This window comes from Bacillus sp. CCB-MMP212, from assembly GCF_022748145.1.
GTDB classification, from domain to species: Bacteria; Bacillota; Bacilli; order Bacillales; family Bacillaceae_G; genus Bacillus_A; species Bacillus_A cereus.
Window position 1 is genome coordinate 195,737 of the sequence record NZ_JALDQE010000002.1, and the last position, 24,157, is coordinate 219,893.

Below are 24,157 nucleotides of genomic sequence, written 5' to 3' on the forward strand. Positions count from 1 at the left end.
CAGCTAGTTTTTTGTATGTTATTATTTCTTTTTAATTTTGCCTGTCCAAGATTTAAATCCACCTTGTAATTGGTAGAAATCTTTGTAGCCTTGTTTTTTTAAGTATTGCGCTGCACGACCTGTACGGAATCCGCTTTGGCAATATAAGTAAACAGGTTGATCTTGACGAAGTTCTTTATGGCGAAGGCGAATTTGTGATAACGGAATGTTACGTGCACCTAAAATATGCCCTGCGTTATATTCGTCTGCTTCACGAATATCGATAAGCTGTGCTTTACGGTAGCCAGCGCGAAATTCTTCTTCTGTAAGAGTTTTAATTAATTTTTTCTGATAGAAGTACATCCATACAGTGTAGCCGATAAATGCTACGATTACGGCTAATAAAATAATCCAAGTTGTTGACACGATTCTATCGCTCCCTTTTTTCTTATCCTACTTTCAATATTATAATGCCCATATGTATTTATGCAACAGATTCATTTGCATATAAGAAGAAATTTCGTATTCTTTCACAAATTTTGTCGAATTTGGTAGACTAGAGAATGTGAAAAATAATTGGTTATATGAGGTGCAGGATGGGAAAAGAAAAATGGTGTTATATTAACTCTGGTCAATGTTCACCGGCATTTAATATGGCGTTAGATGAATGTTTGTTAAATTGGCAAAGTGAAAAGAAAATGCCACCAACAATTCGTTTTTATGAATGGGAAGTACCAACATTAACAGTTGGATATTTTCAACGTGTTGAGAAAGATATTAATATGGATGTAGTTAACGAAAAAAAATATGGATTCGTTCGTCGTCAAACAGGCGGCAGGGGTGTACTACATGACAAAGAGTTAACGTATAGTGTTATTGTGTCTGAAGATCATCCGAATATGCCGAAAACAGTTACAGAAGCATATCGTGTTATTTCGCAAGGCTTATTAGATGGTTTTAAGGCATTAGGGTTAGAAGCATATTATGCAGTTCCAAAAACAGAAGCAGATCGTGAAAATTTGAAAAATCCACGTTCAGGTGTATGTTTTGATGCACCATCTTGGTATGAAATTGTAGTGGAAGGAAGAAAAATTGCTGGTAGTGCTCAAACACGTCAAAAAGGTGTTATTTTACAGCATGGATCGATTCCATTAGAAATTGATTTAGATGAACTATATGATCTATTTTTATTCCCAAATGAACGTGTGAAGGAACGTATGAAGAGTATGTTCTCTTCTAAAGCAGTAGCAATTAATGAATTAACAGACCGTACATTTACGATAGAACAGTTAATTAAAGCGTTTGAAGTTGGCTTTGAAAAAGGATTGGATGTAGAACTTGTTCCATATGAATTAACAGAAGAACAGTTACATGAAGTTCAAACGTTAGCGAAAGAAAAGTATGAAAGTAATGAGTGGAATTATAAAAAATAAGAGATGGCAATTGCCACCTCTTATTTTTTTATAGTAAATTAAGTACTTTTTCTACTTTGATTCCTTTATCTTGTAAAGAACGAAGGCGACTTACAACGTCCATAATTTCTTTGTCAAATGTAACGCTAATACCTTGGCTTTGTAGTTCTTCTTTTAAGCTTTCAATAGAATCATCTATGTCGATGCCAAGCTCGTAATCTTGACAAACTTCAATTGTCTTTTTCACGAGTTTCACATAATTTTCTTGTAGTTTTGTATTTGTTTCAGTCAAAGCAGATTGCTTCGGTTTTGCAGGCGCAACCGGTGCAGACTCTTGCTTTGTAACTGGAGTTGGTACTGCTTTTTTCACAGGTGCTGGAGTAGATAATTCCATAGCAGCTTCTACACTTACTGGCTTCGGTGTTGGTACCGGAGTAGGTTTAGGTGCTGCAGGTGTTTCTACTCGCGTAACAGGTTTTGGAGCAGGTGTAACTGCTTTTGGCGCTTCTACAACTACTTCTTTTTTCGGAGTAGCTTCTACAACAGTTTCTTCTTGCTCAGCAGCTTCTTTATTCTCTTTGCTCCACATAACGCGTTCAATTTCTAGAGAAACATTGTTTTTGTTCATCGCTGTTAATGTAACTTTACCAACTTCAGCGTTCCCAGTGAAATCAACAATTTTATAAATAACACTCTTGTTCCAATCCACGTTTCCGCTCAAAAATAATTCTTCGTTACATTTCGGCGTTAAGCCCTCGATTTTAATTTCTGCGTTTACACCGTTTTCACTATATACCATAATTAGCGAAGCATTTACATCTTCGTCTGCTAACATTAGTTCACGTACCATTTTGCCGGTGCGTACTTGCGTTTTCTTCTTAACTGACATCTAATTTCTCCTCTCAAAAATTCAGTAATAATAAAAAAATCGTATAACGAAAAATAATTGCTCACGAAGATTTATGATACCGATAATAAAAGCATCACGTCAACAATTAACTTTAATTATTTTGCATTTTTCTTATTTTCTTTATGAAATTTTTCAATTTGTAAAATTAGACAGAAGAAAAAACAGCCTTTTGAAGGGCTGTTAAAAATTTGATTTTTTATATAGTAATTTATATAAAATAAAAAATAAGATAGCGATTAAGGCATTTTGCCAAAAGGTTAGATGATAAATGAGATAAGGTTGTTTTTTAAAATAAATATTTAAGAATATAGCGGAACAAAACGGGATAGCAAATGCGAATCCAAATAGAATTCTTCTTTTCCAATTCACTTTCTGATCAAAGGAGTACCGCTTTAATAAATATAAAATAAATAGTATACCTAGTATAATTATTGAAACAGACGAAGTAGTTCCAAGGATACTAAAAGGTGGACTTATTATTTCGGTGTTCTTTTCAAAAAAGAAAATGAAAAGAGAAGCAATGGTGTCCATTCCAAACTGTATAGCGAGAAGTAAGCTAATAACAAAGCCGATTAAAGAAGTTTTTTCTAACATTGTTTGAACCGGCAAAGCCGATATGAGTTCATCACAATAAGATTGTAAGTCATCACCAAAAATGTCATAAGCATTTTTATTTTCTGTTTGTGCTTCGATGAGATGGTCTAATATTTCTAGTAATAGTTCTTCTACTTGTTGCTCTGGCACGTTAGATAAACGAAGATAAACTAACATATCGCTATAAGCAACTTCATTTTCAGGTGTTAGAAGCTCACGTTTTTTATTATTCAATTCAATCATGTCTTGTGCATTCATCCCTATCACTCCCCCTGTAATAAGTTATTTACCGTAGTTGAAACCATTCCCCAGCTTTGTTTAAATTCTTCAAGCTGCTCTAATCCTTTATCGGTTACGTGATAATATTTTCGTTTTGGACCGAGTGAGGAGGCTTTTAATGTTCCTTCAATCAATTTTTCTTTTTGCATACGTAACAATAACGGATATATGCTTCCTTCGCTTACGAATGTAAATCCGTGTTTATTTAATTTTGTGCTCAGTTCATATCCGTACACTTCTTCTTGTGAAATGATGTATAGGATGCAACCTTCTAGTACACCTTTTAACATTTGGCTGTGCATGATTTCACCACCTTTTACTCAGGTAACTTGCGTTGCAAGGTAGCTGTTATCCAAATTATAACATTCAGTAACTTGCAACGCAAGTTACTGAAGTGGAAAACTTTAATGCGTGTTAATTTTTTAACGTTTCCCATACTAACGAGAGGGAGGGAAGCACATGAAACCATTTATGCCAAAACTCGTTTACTTTGAACCAAAGGCACTTGAATATCCGCTTGGAAAAGAGCTTTATGAGAAGTTTACGAAGATGGGATTAGAAATTCGTGAAACGACATCACATAATCAAATTAGAAATTTGCCAGGAGAAAATGATTTGCAAAAGTATCGTAATGCAAAGGCTACACTTGTCGTTGGAGTAAGGAAGACGCTAAAGTTTGATACGTCAAAACCGTCAGCTGAATATGCAATTCCGCTCGCAACAGGGTGTATGGGACATTGTCATTATTGCTATTTGCAAACAACACTTGGGAGTAAGCCTTACGTTCGTGTGTATGTAAATCTTGATGAAATATTTGAGAAGGCAAAGCAATATATGGATGAAAGGGCACCTGAAATAACAAGATTTGAAGCAGCGTGTACATCAGACATTGTTGGGATTGATCATTTAACACATGCATTAAAGCGGGCGATTGAATTCATTGGAGAAAGTGAATATGGGCGCTTACGTTTCGTCACGAAATATTCGCACGTTGATCATTTATTAGATGCAAAGCATAATGGGAAAACTCGTTTCAGGTTTAGTATAAATTCACGATATGTAATTAAAAATTTTGAACCAGGGACATCGCCATTTGAGGAGCGAATTGAGGCGGCACGTAAAGTAGCAGGTGCAGGTTATCCACTTGGTTTTATAGTCGCGCCACTTTATATGCATGAAGGATGGGAAGAAGGATATCGTGAACTATTTGAGCGACTGTACAATGCGCTGAAAGATATGACGATACCAAATTTAACGTTTGAATTAATTCAGCATCGTTTTACGAAACCAGCGAAAAAGGTTATTCAAGAGCGTTATCCAAATACGAAGCTTGAAATGGATGAAGAGAAGCGAAAGTATAAATGGGGACGATATGGAATTGGGAAATATGTATATAAAAAAGATGATGCAGAAGTATTGGAGGAAACGATTCGAGGATATATTCATCACTTTTTTCCTGACGCAGAAATTCAATATTTTACATGAAAGGAACTTGTATGTGAATACAGGTTCTTTTCACTTTTGCAGATTTAGGCTCGTTTCCACCTTGTCACGTTATTCTTTCTGGTGTATCATTTTATTGATTGCTTCGTACGGAATAAGCAAAATGAAATTGGATGGAGGAAACCGATGCCTACCCCTAGTATGGAAGATTATATTGAACAAATTTATTTGTTGATTGATGAAAAGGGTTATGCCCGTGTATCTGATATTGCTGAAGCGCTTAGTGTACATCCATCCTCTGTAACAAAAATGGTACAAAAATTAGACAAAGACGAATATCTAATTTATGAAAAATATAGAGGGCTTGTATTAACATCAAAAGGTAAAAAAATCGGGGAACGTCTCGTATATCGACATGAATTGTTAGAACAGTTTATGCGCATTATCGGTGTGGATGAAAGCAAAATTTATAATGATGTAGAAGGAATTGAACATCATTTAAGTTGGGAATCAATTGACCGTATCGGTGATTTAGTACAATACTTTGAACAAGATGAGGTTCGAGTGGAAACACTTCGTGGTGTTCAAAAAGCAAATGAAGAGAAAAGTAATTAAGGGGAACGGATGGCGTTTCCTTTTTTATTTCAATTCGAAAAGGATGGGAGAATTATGAAAGCAATTATTTTTGATTTTGATGGATTAATTGTGGACACAGAAACGATATGGTTTCACTCTTTCAGAGATGCTGTTCGTGAATACGGCGGGGAACTACCTTTAGAGGAATTTGCGAAATGCATTGGAACAACAGATGAGGTACTTTATGCATATTTAAATGATCAATTAAAAGAGAAGTTTAACAAAAGTGTATTAAAAGAAAAAGTGGCAACTTTACATAAAGAGAAAATGAAAATACCAGAAGCTCGTGACGGGGTAAAAGAATATTTAGAAGAAGCGAAAGAAATGGGATTAAAAATCGCACTAGCTTCTAGTTCGTCTAGAGAATGGGTTATTCATTTTTTAGAAGAGCTACAGATTCGAGAATATTTTGAAGTAATTAAAACGAGAGAAGATGTTGAGAAGGTAAAACCAGATCCAGCTCTTTATCGAGTTGCAATAGAAGAATTAGGAATTAAGCCATCTGAAGCTGTTGTATTTGAAGATTCATTAAATGGATTGAGAGCAGCAGTTGCAGCGGGATTAACGTGCGTTGTTGTACCTAATGATGTGACACGGAATTTACCATTTAAAAATCATCATCTTCGAATTGAAAGTATGAGAGAGAAAAGTTTAAAAGAAGTGCTTCAAAGTATAAAAAAAGACCGTATTTCCTAAAAGGAAGCACGGTCTTTCTTTTTACTTTTTTTTCCTTCAATGACAGTTAAATGAGACTGTTTTCTTTTTCGTTTCAAAGTGGAAGAATTCCCTTTTTTACTTTTGTCATTAGAAGTATTTGACTTAAAGAAAGAATTGCCTAGGGGTGCTACATTTTGTTTCCCATGTTTGCGGTTCGATTGTTTTGCCGCACGCTTATATGAGCTTTGCGAATTTGCGGAACCACTGGAATTTGTAAACATCTTGTATAGCAAGTAAAAGATACCGACAACAAGTAACATGTACCCGATATTTCTTAATACACCCATGGGATTTGTAATAACAGATGAAACAAGGCCGAATATTGCCAATCCAATAATAAGCACAAATATAGCGAAAGTAAACGAACGACCGTTCATAAGGGACACCTCCTAAAAACGTATATTAAAATTAGTATATTAACGATGAGGAAAGGAGTTGAACACCATTTTTAAATAATTATTGTTTGTTCTCTAAACGTAATAATTCTTCAAACGATGCAATTGCTACTTCCACTTGGTCATCTGTTGGTTCTTTCGTTGTTAATAGTTGTAGCCATAACCCAGGATATCCAAGTACGCGTAATACGGGAATATCTCTTAATCGATTTGTAAATTGCAATACTTCAAAAGAAATACCAAGTACAACTGGAATTAATAAAATTCGGTTTATAACTCGTGCCCAAAGAGGATCTGTAGGGACTAGGAAATAAACGAACATTCCAATAATGACTGTAAATATAATAAAGCTACTGCCGCATCTATAATGGAGGCGAGTTTGCTTTTGAACGTTTTCTACAGTCAGAGGAAGGTTATTCTCATAAGCATTGATTACCTTATGCTCTGCACCGTGATACTGAAATACCCGCTTAATAAGTGGGGTTAAAGAAATAAAGTATATATAGCTCAATAATAGCATGAGCTTAATGACACTTTCGACAATGATTTGCCCAGTATGAGATGGGAAAATCGGTCTCGTTAATTCAGCTAATAGTGCAGGAACTGCTGTGAAGATGACTTTACCGAATATGAAAGATAAAACGCCAACAGCTGCAACTCCTAATACCATCGTTAATTTTGATTGTTCTTCTTTTTTATTTGCAATTTGTTCATCATCTTCTGGGTGGACGTCAAATCGTTCTGAAGCGAAGTTTAAATGCTTTGCTCCATTCGCACTTGCATCCACAATAGCGGCAATACCTCGTAAAAATGGAATTTTTTTTAGGATAGATAATACTTTATTACGAACGCGTGGTAATCGATAAAATTCAATCGATTTATCTTTACGACGAACCGCTGTAACAGTATATTCTCTACCGCCAAACATAACTCCTTCTATGACCGCTTGCCCGCCATATATTTGTTTTGACTCTTCTGCCATGTTAACACCAACCTGTATTTGTTTCTCTCTTATGTAGAAAAAGAGGCAATTGTCATACTGGGTTCTGTCGTTTTGAAATAAGACAATCACCGAGTTTCCTTTATTTTATCGGCAAATACAAGTAGATGACAAGGGAAAATGTTATGAGAGTCGGACATTTCTTATTCTTTTTATAGACAAATTTCGCAGGATTTAAACATGCTTCAAAATAGTTTCGGGCATACTATTGAGCGGAGGTGTCGATGTGAGTCAAGAACAATTAGGAACAAGGAATTTTGTACAAATCGGTTTGTTTGGTGGAATCTTTTGGGGCGGGATATGGTATTTCCTTCATATATTTTCATTCACGGAGGCGGGACCGAATTATTTCCTTTTACCATTTGCGTTTGGAAGTTGGAAGGAAGGTGTATGGGGGAATGTGTCAGGAATAGTTTGTATGGGACTTCTTTCAATTTTGATTGCCTTTTTGTATAAAGCATTTTTTGCGAAGTTTGAAGGGATTATTGCGGGAATTATTTATGGATTATTTTGGTGGGCATTACTGTTTTTGGGGATGGGTTTAATGGCTCCTGTTATTAAAAGTGCGCTCCATTTACCAAAAGAGACAATTGTAACGACAATATGTATTTTTATATTGTATGGTGTGTTTATAGCATATTCTGTTTCTTACGCAGTAAATAGCAATAAAGTAGAGCAAGAAGGGCGAGAGAAGACGAACTATTCAAATAAGTAACTCCTATGTTAAAATATTGTATAGATATTTAATATTAAGGAGTTTTAAGAATATGAAAAAGTTACTCCTCGTAAACGGTCCTAACCTAAATCGCCTCGGTGTTCGTGAGGTAAATGTATATGGAAAGGGCACGCTAGCGACACTTGAAGCAGATATGAAGCAAGAAGCGGAAACAATGGGAGTGGAGTTAGAATGTTTCCAATCGAATCATGAAGGTGCCATTATCGACATTATTCATGAAGCGGAAGATATATATGAAGGGATCATTTTAAACCCGGGAGCATTTACGCATTATAGCTATGCGATTCGTGATGCCATTGCGAGCATTTCGATTCCTGTTATTGAAGTACATATTTCTAACATTCATCAGCGCGAATCGTTCCGTCATGAATCTGTGACGGCAGCTGTTTGTGCAGGTCAAATTGTAGGATTTGGTTTTTATGGCTATAAGTTAGCGTTATTTGCATTAATGGAGAAATTAAGGGAGGCATAAAGTAATGGAGAAAATTGAAAGATTACGAAGTGCATTTGATGAGGCTGGCATTGACGGTATTTTGTTAACAAATGAACATAGTCGTAGATATATGGCTAACTTCACAGGAACAGCAGGTGTAGTTCTTATTTCAAAAGATCGTGCTCAATTTATTACAGATTTCCGTTACGTCGAGCAGGCAAGTAAACAAGCGGTTGGATATGAGATTGTACAGCACGCAGGATTAATCATTGATGAAGTGGCAAAGCAAGTGAAAGAGCTTGGAATTCAAAAGCTTGGTTTTGAGCAAGATACTCTTACATATAGTTCTTATTCAGCGCATAAGGAAGCGATTGATGCTGAATTTATCCCAACTTCTGGACTTGTAGAAAAGTTACGCTTGATAAAGACTGATTCAGAGATTAAGATATTAAAGGAAGCTGCACAGATTGCAGATGCTGCCTTTGAGCATATTCTATCATTCATTCGCCCGGGAGTATCTGAAATTGAAGTGTCAAATGAACTTGAATTTTTCATGAGAAAACAAGGAGCAACATCTTCTTCGTTTGATATTATCGTTGCTTCAGGTCTTCGTTCGGCATTACCGCACGGCGTGGCATCTGAAAAAGTGATAGAAACAGGAGATTTCGTTACATTAGACTTCGGCGCTTATTACAAAGGATATTGCTCTGATATTACTCGTACGATTGCAGTCGGTGAACCATCTGATAAATTAAAAGAAATTTATAATATCGTTTTAGAAGCGCAACTACGTGGTGTGAACGGTATTAAAGCTGGTTTAACAGGTCGCGAGGCTGATGCGCTAACGCGTGATTACATAACGGAAAAAGGATATGGTGAATACTTTGGACACTCTACTGGTCATGGAATAGGTCTTGAAATCCATGAAGCGCCAGGTTTAGCGTTCCGTTCTGATACAGTACTTGAACCCGGCATGGCTGTAACAGTAGAACCAGGTATTTATATTCCAGGTATTGGCGGCGTACGTATTGAAGATGATATCATTGTGACAAGTGAAGGTAATGAAGTAATTACGAAATCACCAAAAGAACTTATTATTTTGTAATACACAGGAGGATTTTTTTACATGATTTCAGTAAACGATTTTCGTACAGGTTTAACAATTTCAGTGGACAATGCCCTTTGGCAAGTACTTGATTTCCAACACGTAAAGCCAGGTAAAGGTGCTGCATTCGTTCGTTCTAAACTACGTAACATTCGCACAGGATCTGTTCAGGAGAAAACATTCCGTGCAGGTGAGAAAGTAGAAAAAGCACACATCGAAAACCGTCGTATGCAATACTTATACGCAAGTGGTGAGGCTCACGTATTTATGGATAACGGAACTTATGAGCAAATCGAGCTTGGTGAAAAACAAATCGAGCGCGAGCTTAAATTCCTAAAAGAAAACATGGAAGTAGCAATCATGACTTACCAAGGCGAAGTACTTGGTGTTGAACTTCCAAACACAGTTGAATTACAAGTTACAGAAACAGAGCCTGGTATTAAAGGTGATACTGCTTCTAACGTAACAAAACCAGCTACATTAGAAACTGGTCTTGTTGTACAAGTACCAATCTTCATTAACGAAGGCGAAATGCTTATCATCAACACTGGTGAAGGTAAATACGTTTCTCGTGCATAGTAGAAAAGCACTCGTGATAATTCACGAGTGCTTTTTTTATAGGAAATAGGGTATATAGTAAATAGCTGTTATAATAAAACTGACTAAAACAAGTGAAAGAGTACCCATAATAGATGGAGTCAAAACAATTTGAAATGGTTTTATTTCGCCAGTCTCAACACCAGTTAATGTTTTACTTATTGCGTGATCTGTAATGTTATTTCTATGGTTACTCATAATAATTAACCACATAATTGCAAATATTGCTAAACTACCAAGGAAAAATGTCTCTATAAATGACCAACCGACCAATAAGGAAAAAAGATAAATAAGAGCTAATTCTACTACAACGGTTAAACTAATTTTCAATGTCTTCATATTTTTCCCCCTCATTCTGTAATCTCAACCAGTTTAAAAAATTTTCACGTGACACGACATGCAAAGAGCAAGTTGACTTTACTTCTTTCTCTAGTGCAGCGTATTCGTCTGGAAACTTGTTTTCCACATGCAATGAAATATAAGGTAGTTTTTCTTGTGCTTTTAACGAGCGGGTATTATTCGTTTTAGCACCAGCAAATACGTAGGAAAGTTGTAAGTCTAAAAAGGCGATTTTAAAGATTTCTTTTTTAGCAGCCTCGTTATAGCCTTTTCCCCAGTACGGATAGCCGAGCCAACTACCAATGTGAGATTGCTTCTTCTCATCATTAATATGTTTAAGTGTGGTGAGGCCAATTATTTCATTCTCTTCATTCACAATCATTCTCGATAAGGATTTCTTTTGATGTTCTTCTTCTATTGCGAAAAGAAGAAATGCTTTTGTGTCTTCGATGTTTTCTACCGTTATCCCTAATGCATTTTTTATATGTGGATCACTTGATAGCTCGAAAATCACATTTGTATAGCGTAAATCGAGTGGTAATAAAGTAACGTGCTGCATGTTTTCTACCCCTTTTAAACTAAATGTACCATAATATACCATAAAATAATATGAATATTCAGATTCTAATTCGGGCTTTAGAGAAAAATTATGTTTTTACTTCTGAAATAGACAACCTCTGCATATGGTTGTACAAATATATTCTTTTTAAGAATACGAAGTTAGTAACTGTTACGGGAGAAGGTGGAAGAATGAAACAGTGGCTAGCGGCAATGGAAACATCCGTGCTTGTTATGGGAGCACTTCGATTATTTTCAGGTAGTGCGGAGATATTTGCTGCTTTGCTTATGCTTTATGTGAATGATGCGAAGAAAGCGTTGTTTATAAATGGTATGTTAGCGTTTGTTGGACCTACCGTATTAATTTTAACAATGACAATTGGGATAGCGAGTGTAGCAAGTGAAATTTCTTTCTTGAAGCTCTTTTTTCTAGCGCTTGGAATTTGCTGTATTTTTATCGCATTACTGAAATAGTAAGTCGAGTATAGTGGGGAGAAGCCGATGAAAGAGGTATTAGAAGTTTTACCAAAAACGATGAAGTATTTAATTGAAGAATGTAAGCAATACGATGCTTTAGAGGAAATTCGTGTTCGAATTGGAAGACCGCTAGAGTGTATTGCACACGGAAAGGTGTTTTTTTATGACTATATCACTACTGCAGAGGATGCTATTTACTTACTGAATAAGTTAAGTCAATTCTCAATTTATACGATGGAAGAGGAATTAAAACGTGGGTATGTGACACTTCGCGGGGGGCATAGAATCGGATTAGCGGGAAAAGTCATTACAGAAAAAAGCGCAGTGAAAATGATTCGTGATGTCTCTTCCTTTAATATTCGTATTGCTCGTCAAAAAATAGGGATTGCTGAACCGCTTTTGCCATATTTGTATGAAAAAAGATGGTTAAACACGATGGTAATTGGCCCTCCGCAAACGGGAAAAACGACACTTTTAAGAGATGTAGCTCGTTGCATGAGTCAAGGAGTAAGTGCTTCGGAAATTCCTTCTTGTAAAGTGGGGATCGTTGATGAACGGTCAGAAATTGCTGGCTGTGTGAAAGGGATCCCGCAATATGATTTTGGTACCCGAGTCGATGTGTTAGACGCGTGTCCAAAGGCAGAAGGAATGATGATGATGATTCGTTCTATGAGTCCTGATATTTTGATCGTAGATGAAATTGGCCGTAAAGAAGATAGTGAAGCAATTATGGAGGCAGTGCATGCAGGTGTTCAGCTTTTTATAAGTGCACACGGATTTTCCTATGAGGATGTTGTGAGACGTCCATCGCTAAAGGCAGTGCTAGAGCTTGGTATATTTGATAGGTTTGTGGAGTTGTCAAAAGCGAGGGGTCCAGGAACGGTTATGCAGGTGAAAGATAAATATGGAAAACCAGTGCTAACAAGTAGAAAGGCTGAGGGCGTATGGTGAAAATATTCGGTGCAGTGTTAATCGTTGCGGTCAGCACCTTTTTCGGGTTTTCATACGCTAAAAGATATAGTGAGAGGCCGAGGCAACTTAGATTATTAAAATCAGCACTTCAATCATTAGAAGCAGAAATTATGTATGGACACACACCTTTATCTGAGGCTGCCGAGCGATTAGTTAAACAAATGCCAAAGCCATTAAATTGGATATTTCAAAGTTTCGCCAGAAGACTACAAAGCGGGGAACAAACAGTAAGAGAAGCGTGGATAGATAGTTTGAAAGAGAACTGGAAGTTAACCGCATTTCAACAAACTGAGTATGAAATACTGCAGCAATTTGGTGAAACGCTCGGGCAACATGATCGTGAATCACAACAAAAACATATTCGCTTATGTATTACACATTTGGAGAGAGAAGAAGGAGAAGCGAAAGCACTACAACTGCAATACGAAAAAATGATTAAGAGCTTAGGGGTACTAGCAGGGCTACTTATTGTAATTTTACTGCTATAGGGGGGGAGAAAGGCGATGTCCATTGATGTTGGATTAATATTTCAAATCGCCGGAATCGGCATTGTTTTAGCTTTCATTCATACTGTACTAAAAGAATTAAAGCGGGAGGATATTGCAAATTGGGTTATCCTTGTCGGTTTTGTCGTCATTTTATTTCATGTTGCATTTTTAATTAACACGCTATTTGACAAGATTAAAAGTGTCTTTCTCTTCCAGTAAAGGAGGCGGTTCGAATCGAAATTATACAAATTGTCGGATTAGGCCTCGTTGCTACGTTTTTAGCTGCTGTTTTGAATCAGCATAAATCTAGTATTACATCTTTATTTATTGTGTTCGTAGGTAGCGTGATGTTTCTTATTTTAATCGATCAAATTCATTCTATTTTACAAATGATTGAGAGAGTAGCAAGTGAAGCGAAAGTTAGTAACGTCTACGTGGAAACGTTACTAAAGATTATTGGAATTGCTTATATTGCTGAGTTTGGAGCCCAAATTACAAAAGATGCTGGTCAAGGTGCCATCGCTTCGAAAATTGAACTTGCTGGGAAAATCTTAATTCTCGTTATGGCGATTCCTATTTTGACGGTTGTAATTGAAACTATTCTCGGATTTTTACCGACGGGATAAGGGGGAGTGAATGTTGAGGAGGTTTGGAGCTAAGCTGCTATTTGCTTGCTTCCTTTTCTTTTCTTTACCGGTTGTTGTACAAGCTTCTCCTGTAGAAACAAACGTCGTTGATCAACAATTGGATAAGCTCGGAATTGAAGATGTGAAGCAATTTTGGGACGGGCTTGTTACAAAATATGGAGGCTATTTGCCAGAGAGTCAAAAAGGGAGCTTTATGGAGTTTGTAAAGGGAGAAAAAGAATTCTCTCTAAAAGAGTGGATGATAGGGTTATTAAAATATTTATTTCATGAGCTTGCTGCTAATGGAAAACTGCTTGGCACACTTATTATGCTCACAATCTTTAGTGCATTGTTGCAATCACTGCAATCCGCTTTTTCAAAAAGTAGCGTAAGTAAAATTGCTGATGCTGTTGTGTATATGGTACTTATTATTTTTGCTTTAAATAGTTTTTATGTCGTTATGACATATGCAAGAGAAACGATACAAACAATGGTAGATTTCATATTAGCGTTATTGCCAATTTTGCTGGCGCTTATAGCAACTGGGGGCGGGGTTGTATCTGTATCATTTTTTCATCCGGTTATCATTTTCTTAATGAATACGAGTGGGCTTCTTATGAATTATATCGTTCTACCACTTTTATTACTGGCAACGATATTAAGTATTGTAAGTACAATGAGTGATCAATATAAAGTGACGAAATTATCCAAGCTTCTGCAAAACGTTAGCGTAGGGATTATCGGTGTCTTTTTAACAATTTTTTTAGGAGTATTATCTGTACAAGGGACAGCAACAGCTGTTGCTGATGGAATAGCTGTGAAAACTGCTAAATTTGTAACAGGAAACTTCATTCCAGTAGTTGGAAGGATGTTTACAGAAGCGGCAGATACTGTTATTAGCGCATCAGGATTATTGAAAAACACAGTCGGAATTATTGGGCTCGTCATTTTATGCTTAATTGTTGCTTTTCCAGCGATTCAAATTTTCTGTATTGCATTTATTTATAAATTCGCAGCAGCAGTATTGCAACCGGTTGGCGGCGGAGCAATTATTCAATGTTTAGACATTATTGGACGAAGCATCATTTACGTATTTGCTTGCTTAGCTATCGTATCATTTATGTTCTTTTTAAGTATTACAATTATTATTGCTGCGGGGAATATTACACTTATGATGCGGTAGGAGGTGAAGAGTATGCAATTTGTTACAGAGTGGATCAGAAATATTATCGTTTTTTTGCTCTTAGCAACAATGCTTCATCTTATTCTTCCAAATTCAAATTTGCAAAAATACGTTAAATTCGTTGTAAGTCTTTTGTTAGTTGTATTAATTTTAACGCCCCTTTTTAAACTATTGCAGACAGATGTAAATGAAGTAATTGCAAATTTTAATGAAGAAAAGTACGTAGCAGAAGGATCTGTAAAAAATTCAATAGATTCGAAGAAAAAAGAAATACAAGCTCTAACACGTGCATATAGTTTAGAAGAGATGGCTACCAAAATGAAAAAAGAAGTAGGAAAAGAGTTTGAGAAAAAGTATGGTATGACTGTCTCTGAAATACAAATAGTCGCAGCAGAAAATACAGAAGAAGTAAAGTCAGCGAAAGATATTCAATCTGTTGTTGTGACGTTGAAAGAAAAAGAACGTAGTAAAAATGATGCAATCGAAACAGTAAAGCCAATTGAAATTAACACGAAAGAGCCTCCAAAAAAAGTGGAAGAAACGAATGTAGAAATGAAAGATTTCTTTTCAAGCAGGTGGCAACTAGAGGGTAAACAAATCCAAGTTCAAATGGAAGGGAGGACAGGTAGAGTAAATGGACAATAAAGATAAAAATTTGAAGTTCTCATTTTTTCGAAACTTATTGAATGGGGATCAAAAAGAAAGCAACGAGAAGGGTAAAAAGGTAACACCTAAGTTTTTACTTGTCCTACTCATACTTGGAATTTTGCTTATGTTTTCTAGTAGTCTCTTTTCAAGTAAAAAAGAAGAAGTACCTGTATTTAAAGAACAAAAAACTCAAAATCAAGAAAAAGACGTACCAACTTTCGGACAAAAAAGTAATGATAGTATGTCAAATGTAGAAAAATATGAAAAAGCGTATGAACAAGAATTAAAAACTGCTTTAGAAGAAATAGCAGGAGTAAAAGACGTAACGATTAAAGTGAATTTAGATTCATCTGAAGAAAAAATTTTAGAAAAAAATACAGTGAAACGCTCACAAACAACAGGTGAAACAGATAAAACAGGCGGTAAGAGAGAAGTAGAGGACGAGTCTCTTGATGAAAAGACTGTCATTATACGTGAAGGGGATAAAGAAACTCCTGTTGTTTTACGAACAGAGAAGCCGAAAGTACGTGGTGTTCTTGTCGTAGCAAAGGGAGTGGATAATATACAAGTTAAAGCAATGGTAAAAGAAGCTGTGATAAGGCTGCTAGATGTACCGGCCCATCGCGTTTCAGTTTCACCGAAAAATTGATAGGGAGGAAATAAAGTGTTAAAAAAACAAACAGTTTGGTTATTAACGATGTTAAGTTTAGTTGTTGTACTATCTGTGTATTACGTGACAACTCCTGACAAAATGAATACAGCATCGCCGGCAACAGGTGAAAAGATTGGACAAGAAAAACAAGGTACTGATAAAGCAGTAACAAACGAAGCGCCTAAAGAAACTCCGAAAAAAGAAAATACAAGCAAGGAAACAACAAATAAAGAAACAGACAAAAAAGAAAATGCAAAAAAAGAAACAAGTAAAAAAGAGGGCAATGTATCAGTTCAATCAAGTGATGAGAATTTCACAGCTTTACGTATGCAAATGGAAGATCAGCGTAGTGAAGCGAAAGCAAAATTACAAGAAGTGATGAGTTCAACAAAAGCTTCAGCAACAGAAAAGAATAAAGCAAAAGAAAATTTTGATGCCATTACGACAATGGAAACGAAGCAAGAATTACTTGAGACAGTAATTAAATCTCAAGGAGGATATCCAGATGCTCTTGTAAGAGCTGATGGTACTGACATTAGAGTAACGGTTAAAGCGGCAAAACATTCACAGAAAGAAGCAAATAAAATTATTCAACTTGTAAGAAGTGAAGGCGGATCAAAAGATGTAGGTGTGAAATTTGATCCACCAGCGAAATAAGTGAAACTTTAATCCGCAGGGATTTCCCTGCGGATTATTATCTTTTATTAAGCAAAGGGTATGCAAATAGTAAAATAGAGTATGTAAGTAAACGTGTGAATAGAAAAAAGCTATCATTTTCGATAGCTTTTTTCTATTTCGTCTTTGTAGTTATTTTTACTATGTTCAACTCGGAATGGAGAAACACGTTGCGAGTAAAAGATTAATGGTTCATGGTACTGATGATTACTTTTTCCGGATTTGACGTGGATGCAAAGAACACATGCCCAAACGATTACAGCAGGTAAAAAGAGAATGAGCCATATCATATTTCCACACCTCGACACAATATATTTTCTACACTTTGAACATACTATTCTTATATGAAGGAATGATGAACGGCGTGTAAACAAAAAAATAATATTTGGTAAAAATATGTTATTGACTATAGGTGTAGTGAAGAGTGGAGAGGGAATGGCATGTTTGCTGTGTAACGTTTTGCTAAAGTAGTGAATGTTTTTTAAGAAGTGGTCTTGCCAATTTCATGTGAAACTTGGTATTATTACTAGGTATTAAATTTTTATTGGAATAATATTTTTACAGGAGTTTCGATTTATTATAAAGAAATATAAATTGGAATGTTTAAAAAATTTATCGTAAGATGGAAATAGTAAATATTTCTATTAGTTAATGAAATATATTTTCTAATAGAATACATCGTATTTTTACAGTCAATCTAGTTTTCGTGACGAGAATCTGTAAAAACGGGACAAACAAGAGTATGGGAGTGGATTTTACATGTTTAAAATTCAAGAAGTTCGTGAATTAATTAAATTAATTGATAGCTCTAATATTGATGAATTTGAATACAAAAAAGACGGTACAACAATCAAAATGAAAAAGCGTGGTAATGAAGTTGTTGCTGTGCAAGCACCTGCAGCAAAACAAGCTATGCAACCAGTAGCGCCTGTTGAAGTTGAAACGACAGTAGCAGCAGCGCAAGCAGAAGCGCCAAAACAAGAAGAGAAGAAAACTGTTCAAGATGAAAACCTACATAAGATCACCTCACCAATGGTAGGTACATTCTATTCTTCTTCTTCACCTGATACACCTCCATATGTAAGTGTTGGGGATAGAGTATCGAAAGATTCTATCGTATGTATTGTCGAGGCTATGAAGTTATTTAACGAAATTGATGCTGATGTAGAGGGCGAAATTGTTGAAATTCTTGTTAATAACGGACAGCTTGTTGAGTATGGACAACCGCTATTTCTTGTAAAAGCGTAATAAGGGAGTCTTTGTGATGATAAAAAAAGTATTAATAGCCAATCGTGGGGAAATTGCTGTACGAATTATTCGTGCTTGTAAAGAAATGGATATTGAAACAGTTGCAATTTATTCAGAAGCAGATAAAGAGTCACTTCACGTACAGATTGCAGACGAGGCGTATTGTGTAGGACCAACGATTTCGAAAGAAAGCTATTTAAATTTGACGAACATTATTAGCGTTGCGAAGTTAACAGGCTGCGATGCTATTCATCCGGGATACGGATTTTTAGCAGAGAATGCAGATTTCGCAGAGTTATGCCGTGAATGTAACTTGATTTTTATCGGTCCAAGTCCAGAAGCTATTTCAAAGATGGGCACAAAAGACGTTGCTCGTGATACAATGAAAGAAGCAGGGGTTCCGATTGTACCAGGTTCACAAGGGATTATTAAAAATACCGAAGAAGCGATCGAGCTTGCTAATCAAATTGGATATCCAGTTATTATTAAAGCGACTGCAGGTGGTGGCGGAAAAGGTATTCGTGTTGCACGCCATGAAGAAGAGCTTATAAAAGGAATTCAAATTACACAGCAAGAAGCTAGTACCGCTTTTGGGAACCCTGGTGTATACTTAGAAAAGTACGTTGAAGATTTCCGCCATGTTGAGATTCAAATAATGGCAGATACACACGGAAATGCCATTCATTTAGGAGAGCGTGATTGTACAATTCAGCGCCGTTTGCAAAAACTATTAGAAGAAAGTCCATCACCTGCACTTGATGAAGATATTCGCAAGCAGATGGGTGAAGCGGCAGTTAAAGCGGCGGTAGCGGTTGATTATACAGGTGCTGGTACGGTTGAGTTTATTTATGAATATAAAACGAAAACCTTTTATTTCATGGAGATGAATACGAGAATTCAGGTTGAGCATCCGGTTACTGAAATGGTAACGGGAATGGACTTAATTAAAGAACAAATTCTTGTTGCTTCAGGAGAAAAGTTATCGTTACAGCAAGAAGAAGTACAATTTAATGGTTGGGCAATTGAATGTCGAATTAATGCGGAAAACCCTGCCAAAAAATTTATGCCATCTCCAGGTAAAGTAGAAATGTACTTACCACCAGGAGGATTTGGTATTCGCGTCGATTCAGCTGTATATCCGGGATATTCAATCCCACCTTTCTATGATTCGATGGTTGCTAAATTAATTGTTCACGGAAAAACACGTGAAGAGGCAATTGCAAAAATGAAGCGCGCACTTAGTGAATTTGTCATTGAAGGCGTACATACAACAATCCCGTTCCATTTGCAATTGCTAGATCATCCTGATTTTGTAAAAGGTGAGTTTAATACGAAATTTTTGGAAGAGCATGAACTTGTGACGCAGTGATACATTAAAGGAGGTTTTTTTCATGGCTGAACATATGTTAGATATGGGTCAAGATACAACTCTTGGTAAAGTAGAAATTGCACCAGAAGTAATTGAAGTAATTGCAGGTATTGCAGCTGCTGAAGTAGAAGGTGTAGCGGCAATGCGCGGTAATTTTGCTACAGATGTTGTTGAGAAGTTAGGTAAGAAAAATCATGGTAAAGGTGTAAAGGTTGAATTAGCAAACGAAGATATTATCGTTGACCTTTATGTTGTAATGTATTTTGGTGTAGCAATTCCAGTTGTTGCACAAAAGATTCAAGACAATATTCGCCAAGCACTCTTTACGATGACAGGACTTGAGCCAAAAGAAGTGAATGTTCACATCGTTGGCGTAACATTCGAAACACAAAAAACAGAAATCGAACCAGTGTAAGAATGAAAAGGTGCCTAGTAACATAGGCATCTTTTTTATCGTTTCATTTCTTCACAAATTACAACCCTCTAATTATTATACTATTTCAAAAAATAAGAAATAAACAAGAAAATGTGTCGTTTTTCCAAAAAACGTACATTGTGATAAGATATGGAACTTGAAGTTAATCTTTTTATTATTTTTCAGCCTTGTAACCCGTGTGTGAAACGATAAATTGTGTTATTATCATTGTATTATAAGGTTGGAAAATCAATGAAAACTGTAAGAGTAAGTGAATTGACGGCTTATAAATTATAATAATATAACAAAGTATAAGGAAAGACTTGAAGCATAAAGGAGAGTTACAATGAAACGTAGGACGGCTAGAGAAAGAGCAATGCAAGCATTATACCAAATGGATATTACAGGTGAATTAGAACCGAAAGTAGCAGTGGAAAACACGCTAGATGAAGGCGAAGAAACAAATGAGTTTCTAGAGTCACTTGTAGTAGGTTTTGTAGAAAATAAAGAAGCAATCGATGAAGCGATTCGTCAAAACTTAAAAAAGTGGAAGCTTGAGCGTATTAGCATTGTTGATCGCAGTATTTTACGTGTAGCTGTGTATGAAATGAAATACATGGAAGAAATTCCACACAACGTAACAATTAACGAAGCAATTGAAATTGCTAAAACATTTGGGGATGAGGAATCTCGTCGTTTTATTAACGGCGTTTTATCTAATATAAAAGATACACTGTAAATTCTTTAAGGGGGAATCTTAAAATGGTAGCAGTAATCATCAAAGGAAATGAAGTTGCGGAGAAAAAACGAGCACAATTAACAGAAGAAGTTGTGAAGTTGAAAGAGCAAGGTATTGTACCAGGGTTAGCAGTTATTTTAGTTGGAGAAGATCCAGCATCTCGTTCTTATGTGAAAGGAAAAGAAAAAGGCTGTGAACAAGTAGGGATTTACTCAGAGCTAATTGAACTTCCTGAAACAATTACTGAGGAACGTTTGCTTGCTGAAATCGATCGCTTAAATGGCGATGACCGTATTAATGGCATATTGGTGCAATTACCTTTACCAAAACATATTGAAGAAAAAGCTATCATTGAAAGAATTTCACCAGAAAAGGATGTAGACGGATTTCACCCAATCAGCGTGGGACGTATGATGACGGGACAAGATACATTCCTTCCATGTACACCGCATGGTATTGTAGAATTAGTAAAAGAAACAAATCTTGATATTTCTGGAAAACATGTAGTAGTAATTGGAAGAAGTAATATTGTCGGTAAACCAGTGGGGCAATTGTTTTTAAATGAAAATGCAACTGTCACATATTGTCATTCTAAGACGCAAAATATGAAAGAGTTATCGAAGTTAGCTGATATTTTAATCGTAGCTGTTGGACGACCTAAAATGATAACAGCGGATTATATTAAAGAAGGAGCGGTTGTAATTGACGTTGGTGTTAACCGTTTAGAAACAGGAAAACTTTGTGGTGATGTTGACTTTGACAACGTGTTAGATGTTGCGGGTTACATTACACCTGTGCCAAAGGGTGTTGGTCCAATGACAATCACAATGCTTCTTCATAATACTGTTGAATCTGCCAAACGTGCAGGTGTCGTTTGTAAATAATTTGAGTCGGCTATGAGGAGAGAGAAATGGAGAAGCAATATTTAACCGTTACAGCGTTAACACGCTATATAAAAACAAAAATAGAATATGATCCGCATTTGCAGTCTGTTTGGTTAAAAGGTGAAATTTCCAACTTTAAAAATCATAGCCGTGGCCACATGTATTTTACATTGAAAGATGAAAATGCAAGAATCGCAGCGGTTATGTTTGCGGGTCATAATCGTAATATTAAATTCAAACCTGAAAATGGGATGAAGGTACTCGTGAAAGGGAAAATCTCTGTTTACGAGGCGAGTGGTTCTTATCAAATTTATATTCAAGACATGCAGCCTGACGGAGTCGGAAATTTACATTTAGCGTACGAACAGTTAAAAGTTCGCTTAGAAGAAGAAGGACTTTTTTCTCAAGTTTATAAAAAAGCAATTCCTCCTTACGCTAAAACAATAGGTGTGATTACGTCGCCAACAGGAGCAGCGATTCGTGATATTATAACAACGATTAAACGTCGTTATCCAATTGGGAATGTTATTGTATTTCCGGTACTTGTACAAGGGGAGTCAGCGGCTCCCTCGATTGTACAAGCGATTCGTACAGCGAATGAAATGGGAGAGATAGATGTACTAATCGTTGGTCGTGGTGGAGGTTCTATTGAGGAATTATGGGCTTTCAATGAGGAAATGGTTGCAAGAGCAATCTTTAAGAGTGAAATTCCTATTATTTCGGCAGTAGGCCATGAAACGGACTTTACAATCGCAGATTTTGTTGCAGATTTACGCGCACCAACACCGACTGCAGCAGCTGAGCTAGCAGCACCTAATATTATAGAGTTACAAGAAAAGGTATTACAAAGAACTCTGAGATTGCAAAGAGCAATGAAAGAGTTAGTACATAAAAAAGAAGAAAAACTACAAGTGTTGCAAAAATCGTATGCGTTCCGTTATCCAAGACAAGTATATGAGCAAAAGGAAGAGCAATTAGATAGAGCGCTAGAACAGCTTGTTTTAGCGAAAGAGCGCTATATTGATAAAAAGGTGAATCAGTTAAAGCAACTTTCATTTTATTTAGAGAAGCACCACCCATCTCAAAAAATTATTCAAACGAAGGTAGCTGTTGAAACTTTGCAAAAGCAATTACAACGTGAAATGCAAACGTTACTTCAAACGAAAGAATTTGCCTTTGTAAGAGCTGCTCAAAAACTTGAAGCGTTAAGTCCGCTTAAAGTAATGATGAGAGGGTACGGGCTTGTATATGATGAAGAGAAGCAAGTGTTAAAAAGTGTGAAAGATGTAAGCCTTGGAGATGCTGTTTCAGTTCAATTACAAGATGGAATACTAGATTGTAGCGTATCAGGCATAGAGGAGCGTGAATTGAATAATGGAAAATAAATTAAGCTTTGAAGAGGCAATTTCGCAACTTGAGCATCTTGTTTCTAAGCTAGAACAAGGTGACGTACCTTTAGAAGAAGCGATTTCTTATTTTAAAGAGGGTATGGAATTATCTAAGCTTTGTGATGAGAAGTTGAAGAATGTACAAGAACAAATGGCAGTTATTCTTGGGGAAGATGGAGAGCTTGAACCGTTTACTGCTTTAGGAGATGAAGCATAGTGACGATTGCTTTTGATACTTTTTTGAAGGAAAGTAAAACTTTCGTAGAAGAGAAACTTGTAAGCTATGCAAATGAATTACAATGTCCAAATGTACTTCGTGAAGCGATGGCATATTCTTTAGAAGCGGGTGGAAAACGTCTCCGCCCGTTACTTTTGTTTGCAACATTACAAGCGTTTGGGAAAGAAAGAAATCTTGGAGTAGGTGCAGCTTGTGCTCTTGAAATGATTCATACATATTCGTTAGTTCATGACGATTTACCTTGTATGGATGATGATGATTTAAGAAGAGGAAAGCCCACAAATCACAAAGTATTTGGTGAAGCGATGGCAGTTTTAGCAGGAGATGGCTTATTGACGTATGCTTTTCAAGTTATTATGGCATATGAGCAAAAAGAAATTTCTGCAGAAAAAAAAGTAAGACTTGTACTTGAACTTGCAAAAGCAGCAGGACCAGAAGGAATGGTTGGCGGACAAGTGGCAGATATGGAAGCTGAAGGGAAACGCCTTACGATTGATGAATTGGAGTACATCCATAAACATAAGACCGGAAAACTGCTTGAATTTGCTGTACTTGCGGGTGCGATACTTTCTGATGCGACAGAAGAGCAAGAAGAAAAGTTGCTTACGTTTGCTAAATATATCGGTCTAGCTTTCCAAATTCGAGACGATATTTTAGATGTCGAAGGCACCGAAGAAGAGATTGGAAAACCGATTGGTAGCGATCTTTCTAATGAAAAGAGCACATATACGACGTTGTTTACTGTAGATAGAGCAAAGGATATTTTAGAAGAAACAATTGCAGAAGCAAAAGGTGCAATTAGCTCCTTGCAATTACAAGATGAATATTTACTATCTATTTGCGATTTGATTGCAAAACGTAATAACTAATATAACAGCGTTTTCATTTGTTGAGTCATTCATCATTTTATGATATAAATGTAGGAAAAGGTTTTTCTTTTCTTGTTATTGGCAAAAATATATGTAGATTACATTGCCGTTATCACTTCGTGTTAGCGGCTATTTTTTTCATCGCCTAAAGAA

Annotated in this window: 34 protein-coding genes; 25 read left to right on the plus strand and 9 right to left on the minus strand. The window is 36.2% G+C overall.

Annotated features, from left to right (window positions below; translation table 11 throughout):
• Window positions 1-21: 21 nt before the first annotated feature.
• A complete protein-coding gene (locus MRP26_RS05780) occupies window positions 22-405 on the minus strand; it encodes a rhodanese-like domain-containing protein (protein WP_000108653.1) in 384 nt (127 codons plus the stop codon).
• A 170-nt stretch (window positions 406-575) separates the two neighbouring features.
• Between MRP26_RS05780 and MRP26_RS05785 the strand changes: the two genes are divergently transcribed.
• Window positions 576-1,412, plus strand: a complete 837-nt coding sequence (locus tag MRP26_RS05785) for a lipoate--protein ligase family protein (RefSeq protein ID WP_000514081.1) — start codon at window positions 576-578, stop codon at window positions 1,410-1,412.
• 28 nt (window positions 1,413-1,440) lie between these two features.
• On the opposite strand, the gene MRP26_RS05790 is transcribed toward MRP26_RS05785, so the two are convergent.
• The 3 genes from MRP26_RS05790 to MRP26_RS05800 form a co-directional block, all read right to left on the minus strand.
• Window positions 1,441-2,280: a hypothetical protein gene (locus tag MRP26_RS05790; RefSeq protein ID WP_053563664.1), complete on the minus strand. Its 840-nt coding sequence runs from the start codon at window positions 2,278-2,280 to the stop codon at window positions 1,441-1,443.
• 201 nt (window positions 2,281-2,481) lie between these two features.
• Window positions 2,482-3,153, minus strand: coding sequence for a DUF1129 domain-containing protein (locus tag MRP26_RS05795; RefSeq protein WP_069356190.1), 672 nt, complete (start codon window positions 3,151-3,153; stop codon window positions 2,482-2,484).
• A gap of 5 nt (window positions 3,154-3,158) precedes the next feature.
• Window positions 3,159-3,476 carry a PadR family transcriptional regulator gene (locus tag MRP26_RS05800; RefSeq protein ID WP_000556083.1) on the minus strand — a complete coding sequence of 106 codons (318 nt, stop codon included), beginning with the start codon at window positions 3,474-3,476 and terminating at the stop codon, window positions 3,159-3,161.
• Window positions 3,477-3,633: 157 nt separating this feature from the next.
• Here MRP26_RS05800 and splB point away from each other — a divergent pair, with 157 nt between their 5' ends.
• From splB to MRP26_RS05815, 3 genes are all read left to right on the plus strand, one after another.
• The gene (gene splB, locus MRP26_RS05805; protein ID WP_065485176.1) at window positions 3,634-4,659 is read left to right on the plus strand and encodes a spore photoproduct lyase; all 1,026 of its coding nucleotides are present in this window, start codon (window positions 3,634-3,636) and stop codon (window positions 4,657-4,659) included.
• A 144-nt stretch (window positions 4,660-4,803) separates the two neighbouring features.
• The gene (gene mntR, locus MRP26_RS05810) at window positions 4,804-5,232 is read left to right on the plus strand and encodes a transcriptional regulator MntR (protein WP_001143080.1); all 429 of its coding nucleotides are present in this window, start codon (window positions 4,804-4,806) and stop codon (window positions 5,230-5,232) included.
• A 54-nt stretch (window positions 5,233-5,286) separates the two neighbouring features.
• Entirely contained in the window at window positions 5,287-5,949 is a 663-nt protein-coding gene (locus tag MRP26_RS05815) for an HAD family hydrolase (RefSeq protein ID WP_053565474.1), read from the plus strand.
• Here MRP26_RS05815 and MRP26_RS05820 read toward each other — a convergent pair.
• Both MRP26_RS05820 and MRP26_RS05825 read right to left on the minus strand, forming a co-directional pair.
• On the minus strand, window positions 5,946-6,347 hold the full coding sequence (locus MRP26_RS05820) for an SA1362 family protein (RefSeq protein WP_001014463.1): 402 nt from the start codon (window positions 6,345-6,347) through the stop codon (window positions 5,946-5,948). The two genes, MRP26_RS05815 and MRP26_RS05820, sit on opposite strands and share 4 nt — an antisense overlap.
• Window positions 6,348-6,426: 79 nt before the next feature.
• Window positions 6,427-7,347, minus strand: a complete 921-nt coding sequence (locus MRP26_RS05825) for a DUF1385 domain-containing protein (protein ID WP_000807120.1) — start codon at window positions 7,345-7,347, stop codon at window positions 6,427-6,429.
• Between the two features lie 244 nt (window positions 7,348-7,591).
• Between MRP26_RS05825 and MRP26_RS05830 the strand changes: the two genes are divergently transcribed.
• The 4 genes from MRP26_RS05830 to efp are packed head-to-tail and all read left to right on the plus strand — an operon-like array spanning window position 7,592 to window position 10,218.
• Window positions 7,592-8,080, plus strand: a complete 489-nt coding sequence (locus MRP26_RS05830; protein ID WP_000076886.1) for a YqhR family membrane protein — start codon at window positions 7,592-7,594, stop codon at window positions 8,078-8,080.
• 52 nt (window positions 8,081-8,132) lie between these two features.
• Complete coding sequence (aroQ, locus tag MRP26_RS05835; protein WP_000735140.1) at window positions 8,133-8,573, plus strand: type II 3-dehydroquinate dehydratase; 441 nt, start codon at window positions 8,133-8,135, stop codon at window positions 8,571-8,573.
• A gap of 4 nt (window positions 8,574-8,577) precedes the next feature.
• Complete coding sequence (pepQ, locus tag MRP26_RS05840) at window positions 8,578-9,639, plus strand: Xaa-Pro dipeptidase (protein WP_000411037.1); 1,062 nt, start codon at window positions 8,578-8,580, stop codon at window positions 9,637-9,639.
• Between the two features lie 21 nt (window positions 9,640-9,660).
• Window positions 9,661-10,218, plus strand: a complete 558-nt coding sequence (gene efp / locus MRP26_RS05845; protein WP_000626513.1) for an elongation factor P — start codon at window positions 9,661-9,663, stop codon at window positions 10,216-10,218.
• 36 nt (window positions 10,219-10,254) lie between these two features.
• Here the strand turns inward: efp and MRP26_RS05850 are convergent, their stop codons facing one another.
• Both MRP26_RS05850 and MRP26_RS05855 read right to left on the minus strand, forming a co-directional pair.
• Window positions 10,255-10,575 carry a hypothetical protein gene (locus MRP26_RS05850; RefSeq protein WP_078400973.1) on the minus strand — a complete coding sequence of 107 codons (321 nt, stop codon included), beginning with the start codon at window positions 10,573-10,575 and terminating at the stop codon, window positions 10,255-10,257.
• Window positions 10,556-11,134: a GNAT family N-acetyltransferase gene (locus MRP26_RS05855; RefSeq protein WP_023522996.1), complete on the minus strand. Its 579-nt coding sequence runs from the start codon at window positions 11,132-11,134 to the stop codon at window positions 10,556-10,558. The genes MRP26_RS05850 and MRP26_RS05855 overlap by 20 nt, the downstream gene beginning before the upstream one ends.
• A gap of 191 nt (window positions 11,135-11,325) precedes the next feature.
• Here MRP26_RS05855 and MRP26_RS05860 point away from each other — a divergent pair, with 191 nt between their 5' ends.
• The 9 genes from MRP26_RS05860 to MRP26_RS05900 are packed head-to-tail and all read left to right on the plus strand — an operon-like array spanning window position 11,326 to window position 16,836.
• Complete coding sequence (locus tag MRP26_RS05860; protein ID WP_000816050.1) at window positions 11,326-11,607, plus strand: YqhV family protein; 282 nt, start codon at window positions 11,326-11,328, stop codon at window positions 11,605-11,607.
• A gap of 27 nt (window positions 11,608-11,634) precedes the next feature.
• Complete coding sequence (gene spoIIIAA / locus MRP26_RS05865; protein WP_053563670.1) at window positions 11,635-12,561, plus strand: stage III sporulation protein AA; 927 nt, start codon at window positions 11,635-11,637, stop codon at window positions 12,559-12,561.
• The gene (spoIIIAB, locus tag MRP26_RS05870) at window positions 12,555-13,070 is read left to right on the plus strand and encodes a stage III sporulation protein SpoIIIAB (RefSeq protein ID WP_000238703.1); all 516 of its coding nucleotides are present in this window, start codon (window positions 12,555-12,557) and stop codon (window positions 13,068-13,070) included. The genes spoIIIAA and spoIIIAB overlap by 7 nt, the downstream gene beginning before the upstream one ends.
• Before the next feature lie 15 nt (window positions 13,071-13,085).
• Window positions 13,086-13,289, plus strand: coding sequence for a stage III sporulation protein AC (spoIIIAC, locus tag MRP26_RS05875; RefSeq protein WP_000020914.1), 204 nt, complete (start codon window positions 13,086-13,088; stop codon window positions 13,287-13,289).
• A 23-nt stretch (window positions 13,290-13,312) separates the two neighbouring features.
• The gene (gene spoIIIAD / locus MRP26_RS05880; RefSeq protein WP_077393170.1) at window positions 13,313-13,696 is read left to right on the plus strand and encodes a stage III sporulation protein AD; all 384 of its coding nucleotides are present in this window, start codon (window positions 13,313-13,315) and stop codon (window positions 13,694-13,696) included.
• A gap of 10 nt (window positions 13,697-13,706) precedes the next feature.
• Window positions 13,707-14,879 carry a stage III sporulation protein AE gene (gene spoIIIAE, locus MRP26_RS05885; RefSeq protein ID WP_000946113.1) on the plus strand — a complete coding sequence of 391 codons (1,173 nt, stop codon included), beginning with the start codon at window positions 13,707-13,709 and terminating at the stop codon, window positions 14,877-14,879.
• 12 nt (window positions 14,880-14,891) lie between these two features.
• Window positions 14,892-15,524, plus strand: coding sequence for a stage III sporulation protein AF (spoIIIAF, locus tag MRP26_RS05890; RefSeq protein ID WP_001161037.1), 633 nt, complete (start codon window positions 14,892-14,894; stop codon window positions 15,522-15,524).
• Window positions 15,514-16,176, plus strand: a complete 663-nt coding sequence (spoIIIAG, locus tag MRP26_RS05895) for a stage III sporulation protein AG (RefSeq protein WP_242806037.1) — start codon at window positions 15,514-15,516, stop codon at window positions 16,174-16,176. Before spoIIIAF ends, spoIIIAG begins: the two co-directional genes overlap by 11 nt.
• Before the next feature lie 15 nt (window positions 16,177-16,191).
• Window positions 16,192-16,836 (plus strand): SpoIIIAH-like family protein, encoded by a 645-nt coding sequence (locus tag MRP26_RS05900; RefSeq protein WP_065485172.1) that lies wholly within the window; start codon window positions 16,192-16,194, stop codon window positions 16,834-16,836.
• A gap of 113 nt (window positions 16,837-16,949) precedes the next feature.
• Here the strand turns inward: MRP26_RS05900 and MRP26_RS05905 are convergent, their stop codons facing one another.
• Complete coding sequence (locus MRP26_RS05905) at window positions 16,950-17,144, minus strand: hypothetical protein (RefSeq protein WP_002000935.1); 195 nt, start codon at window positions 17,142-17,144, stop codon at window positions 16,950-16,952.
• 469 nt (window positions 17,145-17,613) lie between these two features.
• Here MRP26_RS05905 and accB point away from each other — a divergent pair, with 469 nt between their 5' ends.
• From accB to ispA, 8 genes are all read left to right on the plus strand, one after another.
• On the plus strand, window positions 17,614-18,102 hold the full coding sequence (accB, locus tag MRP26_RS05910) for an acetyl-CoA carboxylase biotin carboxyl carrier protein (RefSeq protein WP_000472863.1): 489 nt from the start codon (window positions 17,614-17,616) through the stop codon (window positions 18,100-18,102).
• 16 nt (window positions 18,103-18,118) lie between these two features.
• A complete protein-coding gene (gene accC / locus MRP26_RS05915) occupies window positions 18,119-19,471 on the plus strand; it encodes an acetyl-CoA carboxylase biotin carboxylase subunit (protein WP_000592870.1) in 1,353 nt (450 codons plus the stop codon).
• Window positions 19,472-19,493: 22 nt separating this feature from the next.
• Window positions 19,494-19,886: an Asp23/Gls24 family envelope stress response protein gene (locus MRP26_RS05920; RefSeq protein ID WP_000807630.1), complete on the plus strand. Its 393-nt coding sequence runs from the start codon at window positions 19,494-19,496 to the stop codon at window positions 19,884-19,886.
• A 346-nt stretch (window positions 19,887-20,232) separates the two neighbouring features.
• Window positions 20,233-20,625 carry a N utilization substance protein NusB gene (gene nusB, locus MRP26_RS05925; protein ID WP_000830247.1) on the plus strand — a complete coding sequence of 131 codons (393 nt, stop codon included), beginning with the start codon at window positions 20,233-20,235 and terminating at the stop codon, window positions 20,623-20,625.
• A gap of 23 nt (window positions 20,626-20,648) precedes the next feature.
• Window positions 20,649-21,509, plus strand: coding sequence for a bifunctional methylenetetrahydrofolate dehydrogenase/methenyltetrahydrofolate cyclohydrolase FolD (folD, locus tag MRP26_RS05930; RefSeq protein ID WP_000226732.1), 861 nt, complete (start codon window positions 20,649-20,651; stop codon window positions 21,507-21,509).
• 26 nt (window positions 21,510-21,535) lie between these two features.
• Entirely contained in the window at window positions 21,536-22,894 is a 1,359-nt protein-coding gene (gene xseA / locus MRP26_RS05935) for an exodeoxyribonuclease VII large subunit (protein WP_000415244.1), read from the plus strand.
• Complete coding sequence (xseB, locus tag MRP26_RS05940; RefSeq protein WP_000428423.1) at window positions 22,884-23,114, plus strand: exodeoxyribonuclease VII small subunit; 231 nt, start codon at window positions 22,884-22,886, stop codon at window positions 23,112-23,114. Before xseA ends, xseB begins: the two co-directional genes overlap by 11 nt.
• Window positions 23,114-24,004 carry a (2E,6E)-farnesyl diphosphate synthase gene (gene ispA, locus MRP26_RS05945; protein WP_000150374.1) on the plus strand — a complete coding sequence of 297 codons (891 nt, stop codon included), beginning with the start codon at window positions 23,114-23,116 and terminating at the stop codon, window positions 24,002-24,004. Before xseB ends, ispA begins: the two co-directional genes overlap by 1 nt.
• Window positions 24,005-24,157 lie beyond the last annotated feature (153 nt).

Bases quoted from the DNA above. Each gene is read 5' to 3' on its own strand.
- spoIIIAA (WP_053563670.1), top strand. From the start codon at position 11,635: ATGAAAGAGGTATTAGAAGTTTTACCAAAAACGATGAAGTATTTAATT.
- MRP26_RS05815 (WP_053565474.1), top strand. From the start codon at position 5,287: ATGAAAGCAATTATTTTTGATTTTGATGGATTAATTGTGGACACAGAA.
- spoIIIAF (WP_001161037.1), top strand. From the start codon at position 14,892: ATGCAATTTGTTACAGAGTGGATCAGAAATATTATCGTTTTTTTGCTC.
- xseB (WP_000428423.1), top strand. From the start codon at position 22,884: ATGGAAAATAAATTAAGCTTTGAAGAGGCAATTTCGCAACTTGAGCAT.
- spoIIIAB (WP_000238703.1), top strand. From the start codon at position 12,555: ATGGTGAAAATATTCGGTGCAGTGTTAATCGTTGCGGTCAGCACCTTT.
- aroQ (WP_000735140.1), top strand. From the start codon at position 8,133: ATGAAAAAGTTACTCCTCGTAAACGGTCCTAACCTAAATCGCCTCGGT.
- MRP26_RS05795 (WP_069356190.1), bottom strand. From the start codon at position 3,153: ATGAATGCACAAGACATGATTGAATTGAATAATAAAAAACGTGAGCTT.
- MRP26_RS05850 (WP_078400973.1), bottom strand. From the start codon at position 10,575: ATGAAGACATTGAAAATTAGTTTAACCGTTGTAGTAGAATTAGCTCTT.
- MRP26_RS05905 (WP_002000935.1), bottom strand. From the start codon at position 17,144: ATGATATGGCTCATTCTCTTTTTACCTGCTGTAATCGTTTGGGCATGT.
- folD (WP_000226732.1), top strand. From the start codon at position 20,649: ATGGTAGCAGTAATCATCAAAGGAAATGAAGTTGCGGAGAAAAAACGA.
- splB (WP_065485176.1), top strand. From the start codon at position 3,634: ATGAAACCATTTATGCCAAAACTCGTTTACTTTGAACCAAAGGCACTT.
- MRP26_RS05790 (WP_053563664.1), bottom strand. From the start codon at position 2,280: ATGTCAGTTAAGAAGAAAACGCAAGTACGCACCGGCAAAATGGTACGT.
- MRP26_RS05860 (WP_000816050.1), top strand. From the start codon at position 11,326: ATGAAACAGTGGCTAGCGGCAATGGAAACATCCGTGCTTGTTATGGGA.
- accB (WP_000472863.1), top strand. From the start codon at position 17,614: ATGTTTAAAATTCAAGAAGTTCGTGAATTAATTAAATTAATTGATAGC.
- MRP26_RS05825 (WP_000807120.1), bottom strand. From the start codon at position 7,347: ATGGCAGAAGAGTCAAAACAAATATATGGCGGGCAAGCGGTCATAGAA.
- accC (WP_000592870.1), top strand. From the start codon at position 18,119: ATGATAAAAAAAGTATTAATAGCCAATCGTGGGGAAATTGCTGTACGA.
- MRP26_RS05785 (WP_000514081.1), top strand. From the start codon at position 576: ATGGGAAAAGAAAAATGGTGTTATATTAACTCTGGTCAATGTTCACCG.
- MRP26_RS05820 (WP_001014463.1), bottom strand. From the start codon at position 6,347: ATGAACGGTCGTTCGTTTACTTTCGCTATATTTGTGCTTATTATTGGA.
- MRP26_RS05920 (WP_000807630.1), top strand. From the start codon at position 19,494: ATGGCTGAACATATGTTAGATATGGGTCAAGATACAACTCTTGGTAAA.
- nusB (WP_000830247.1), top strand. From the start codon at position 20,233: ATGAAACGTAGGACGGCTAGAGAAAGAGCAATGCAAGCATTATACCAA.
- pepQ (WP_000411037.1), top strand. From the start codon at position 8,578: ATGGAGAAAATTGAAAGATTACGAAGTGCATTTGATGAGGCTGGCATT.
- MRP26_RS05800 (WP_000556083.1), bottom strand. From the start codon at position 3,476: ATGCACAGCCAAATGTTAAAAGGTGTACTAGAAGGTTGCATCCTATAC.
- spoIIIAC (WP_000020914.1), top strand. From the start codon at position 13,086: ATGTCCATTGATGTTGGATTAATATTTCAAATCGCCGGAATCGGCATT.
- efp (WP_000626513.1), top strand. From the start codon at position 9,661: ATGATTTCAGTAAACGATTTTCGTACAGGTTTAACAATTTCAGTGGAC.
- spoIIIAE (WP_000946113.1), top strand. From the start codon at position 13,707: ATGTTGAGGAGGTTTGGAGCTAAGCTGCTATTTGCTTGCTTCCTTTTC.
- MRP26_RS05855 (WP_023522996.1), bottom strand. From the start codon at position 11,134: ATGCAGCACGTTACTTTATTACCACTCGATTTACGCTATACAAATGTG.
- spoIIIAG (WP_242806037.1), top strand. From the start codon at position 15,514: ATGGACAATAAAGATAAAAATTTGAAGTTCTCATTTTTTCGAAACTTA.
- xseA (WP_000415244.1), top strand. From the start codon at position 21,536: ATGGAGAAGCAATATTTAACCGTTACAGCGTTAACACGCTATATAAAA.
- mntR (WP_001143080.1), top strand. From the start codon at position 4,804: ATGCCTACCCCTAGTATGGAAGATTATATTGAACAAATTTATTTGTTG.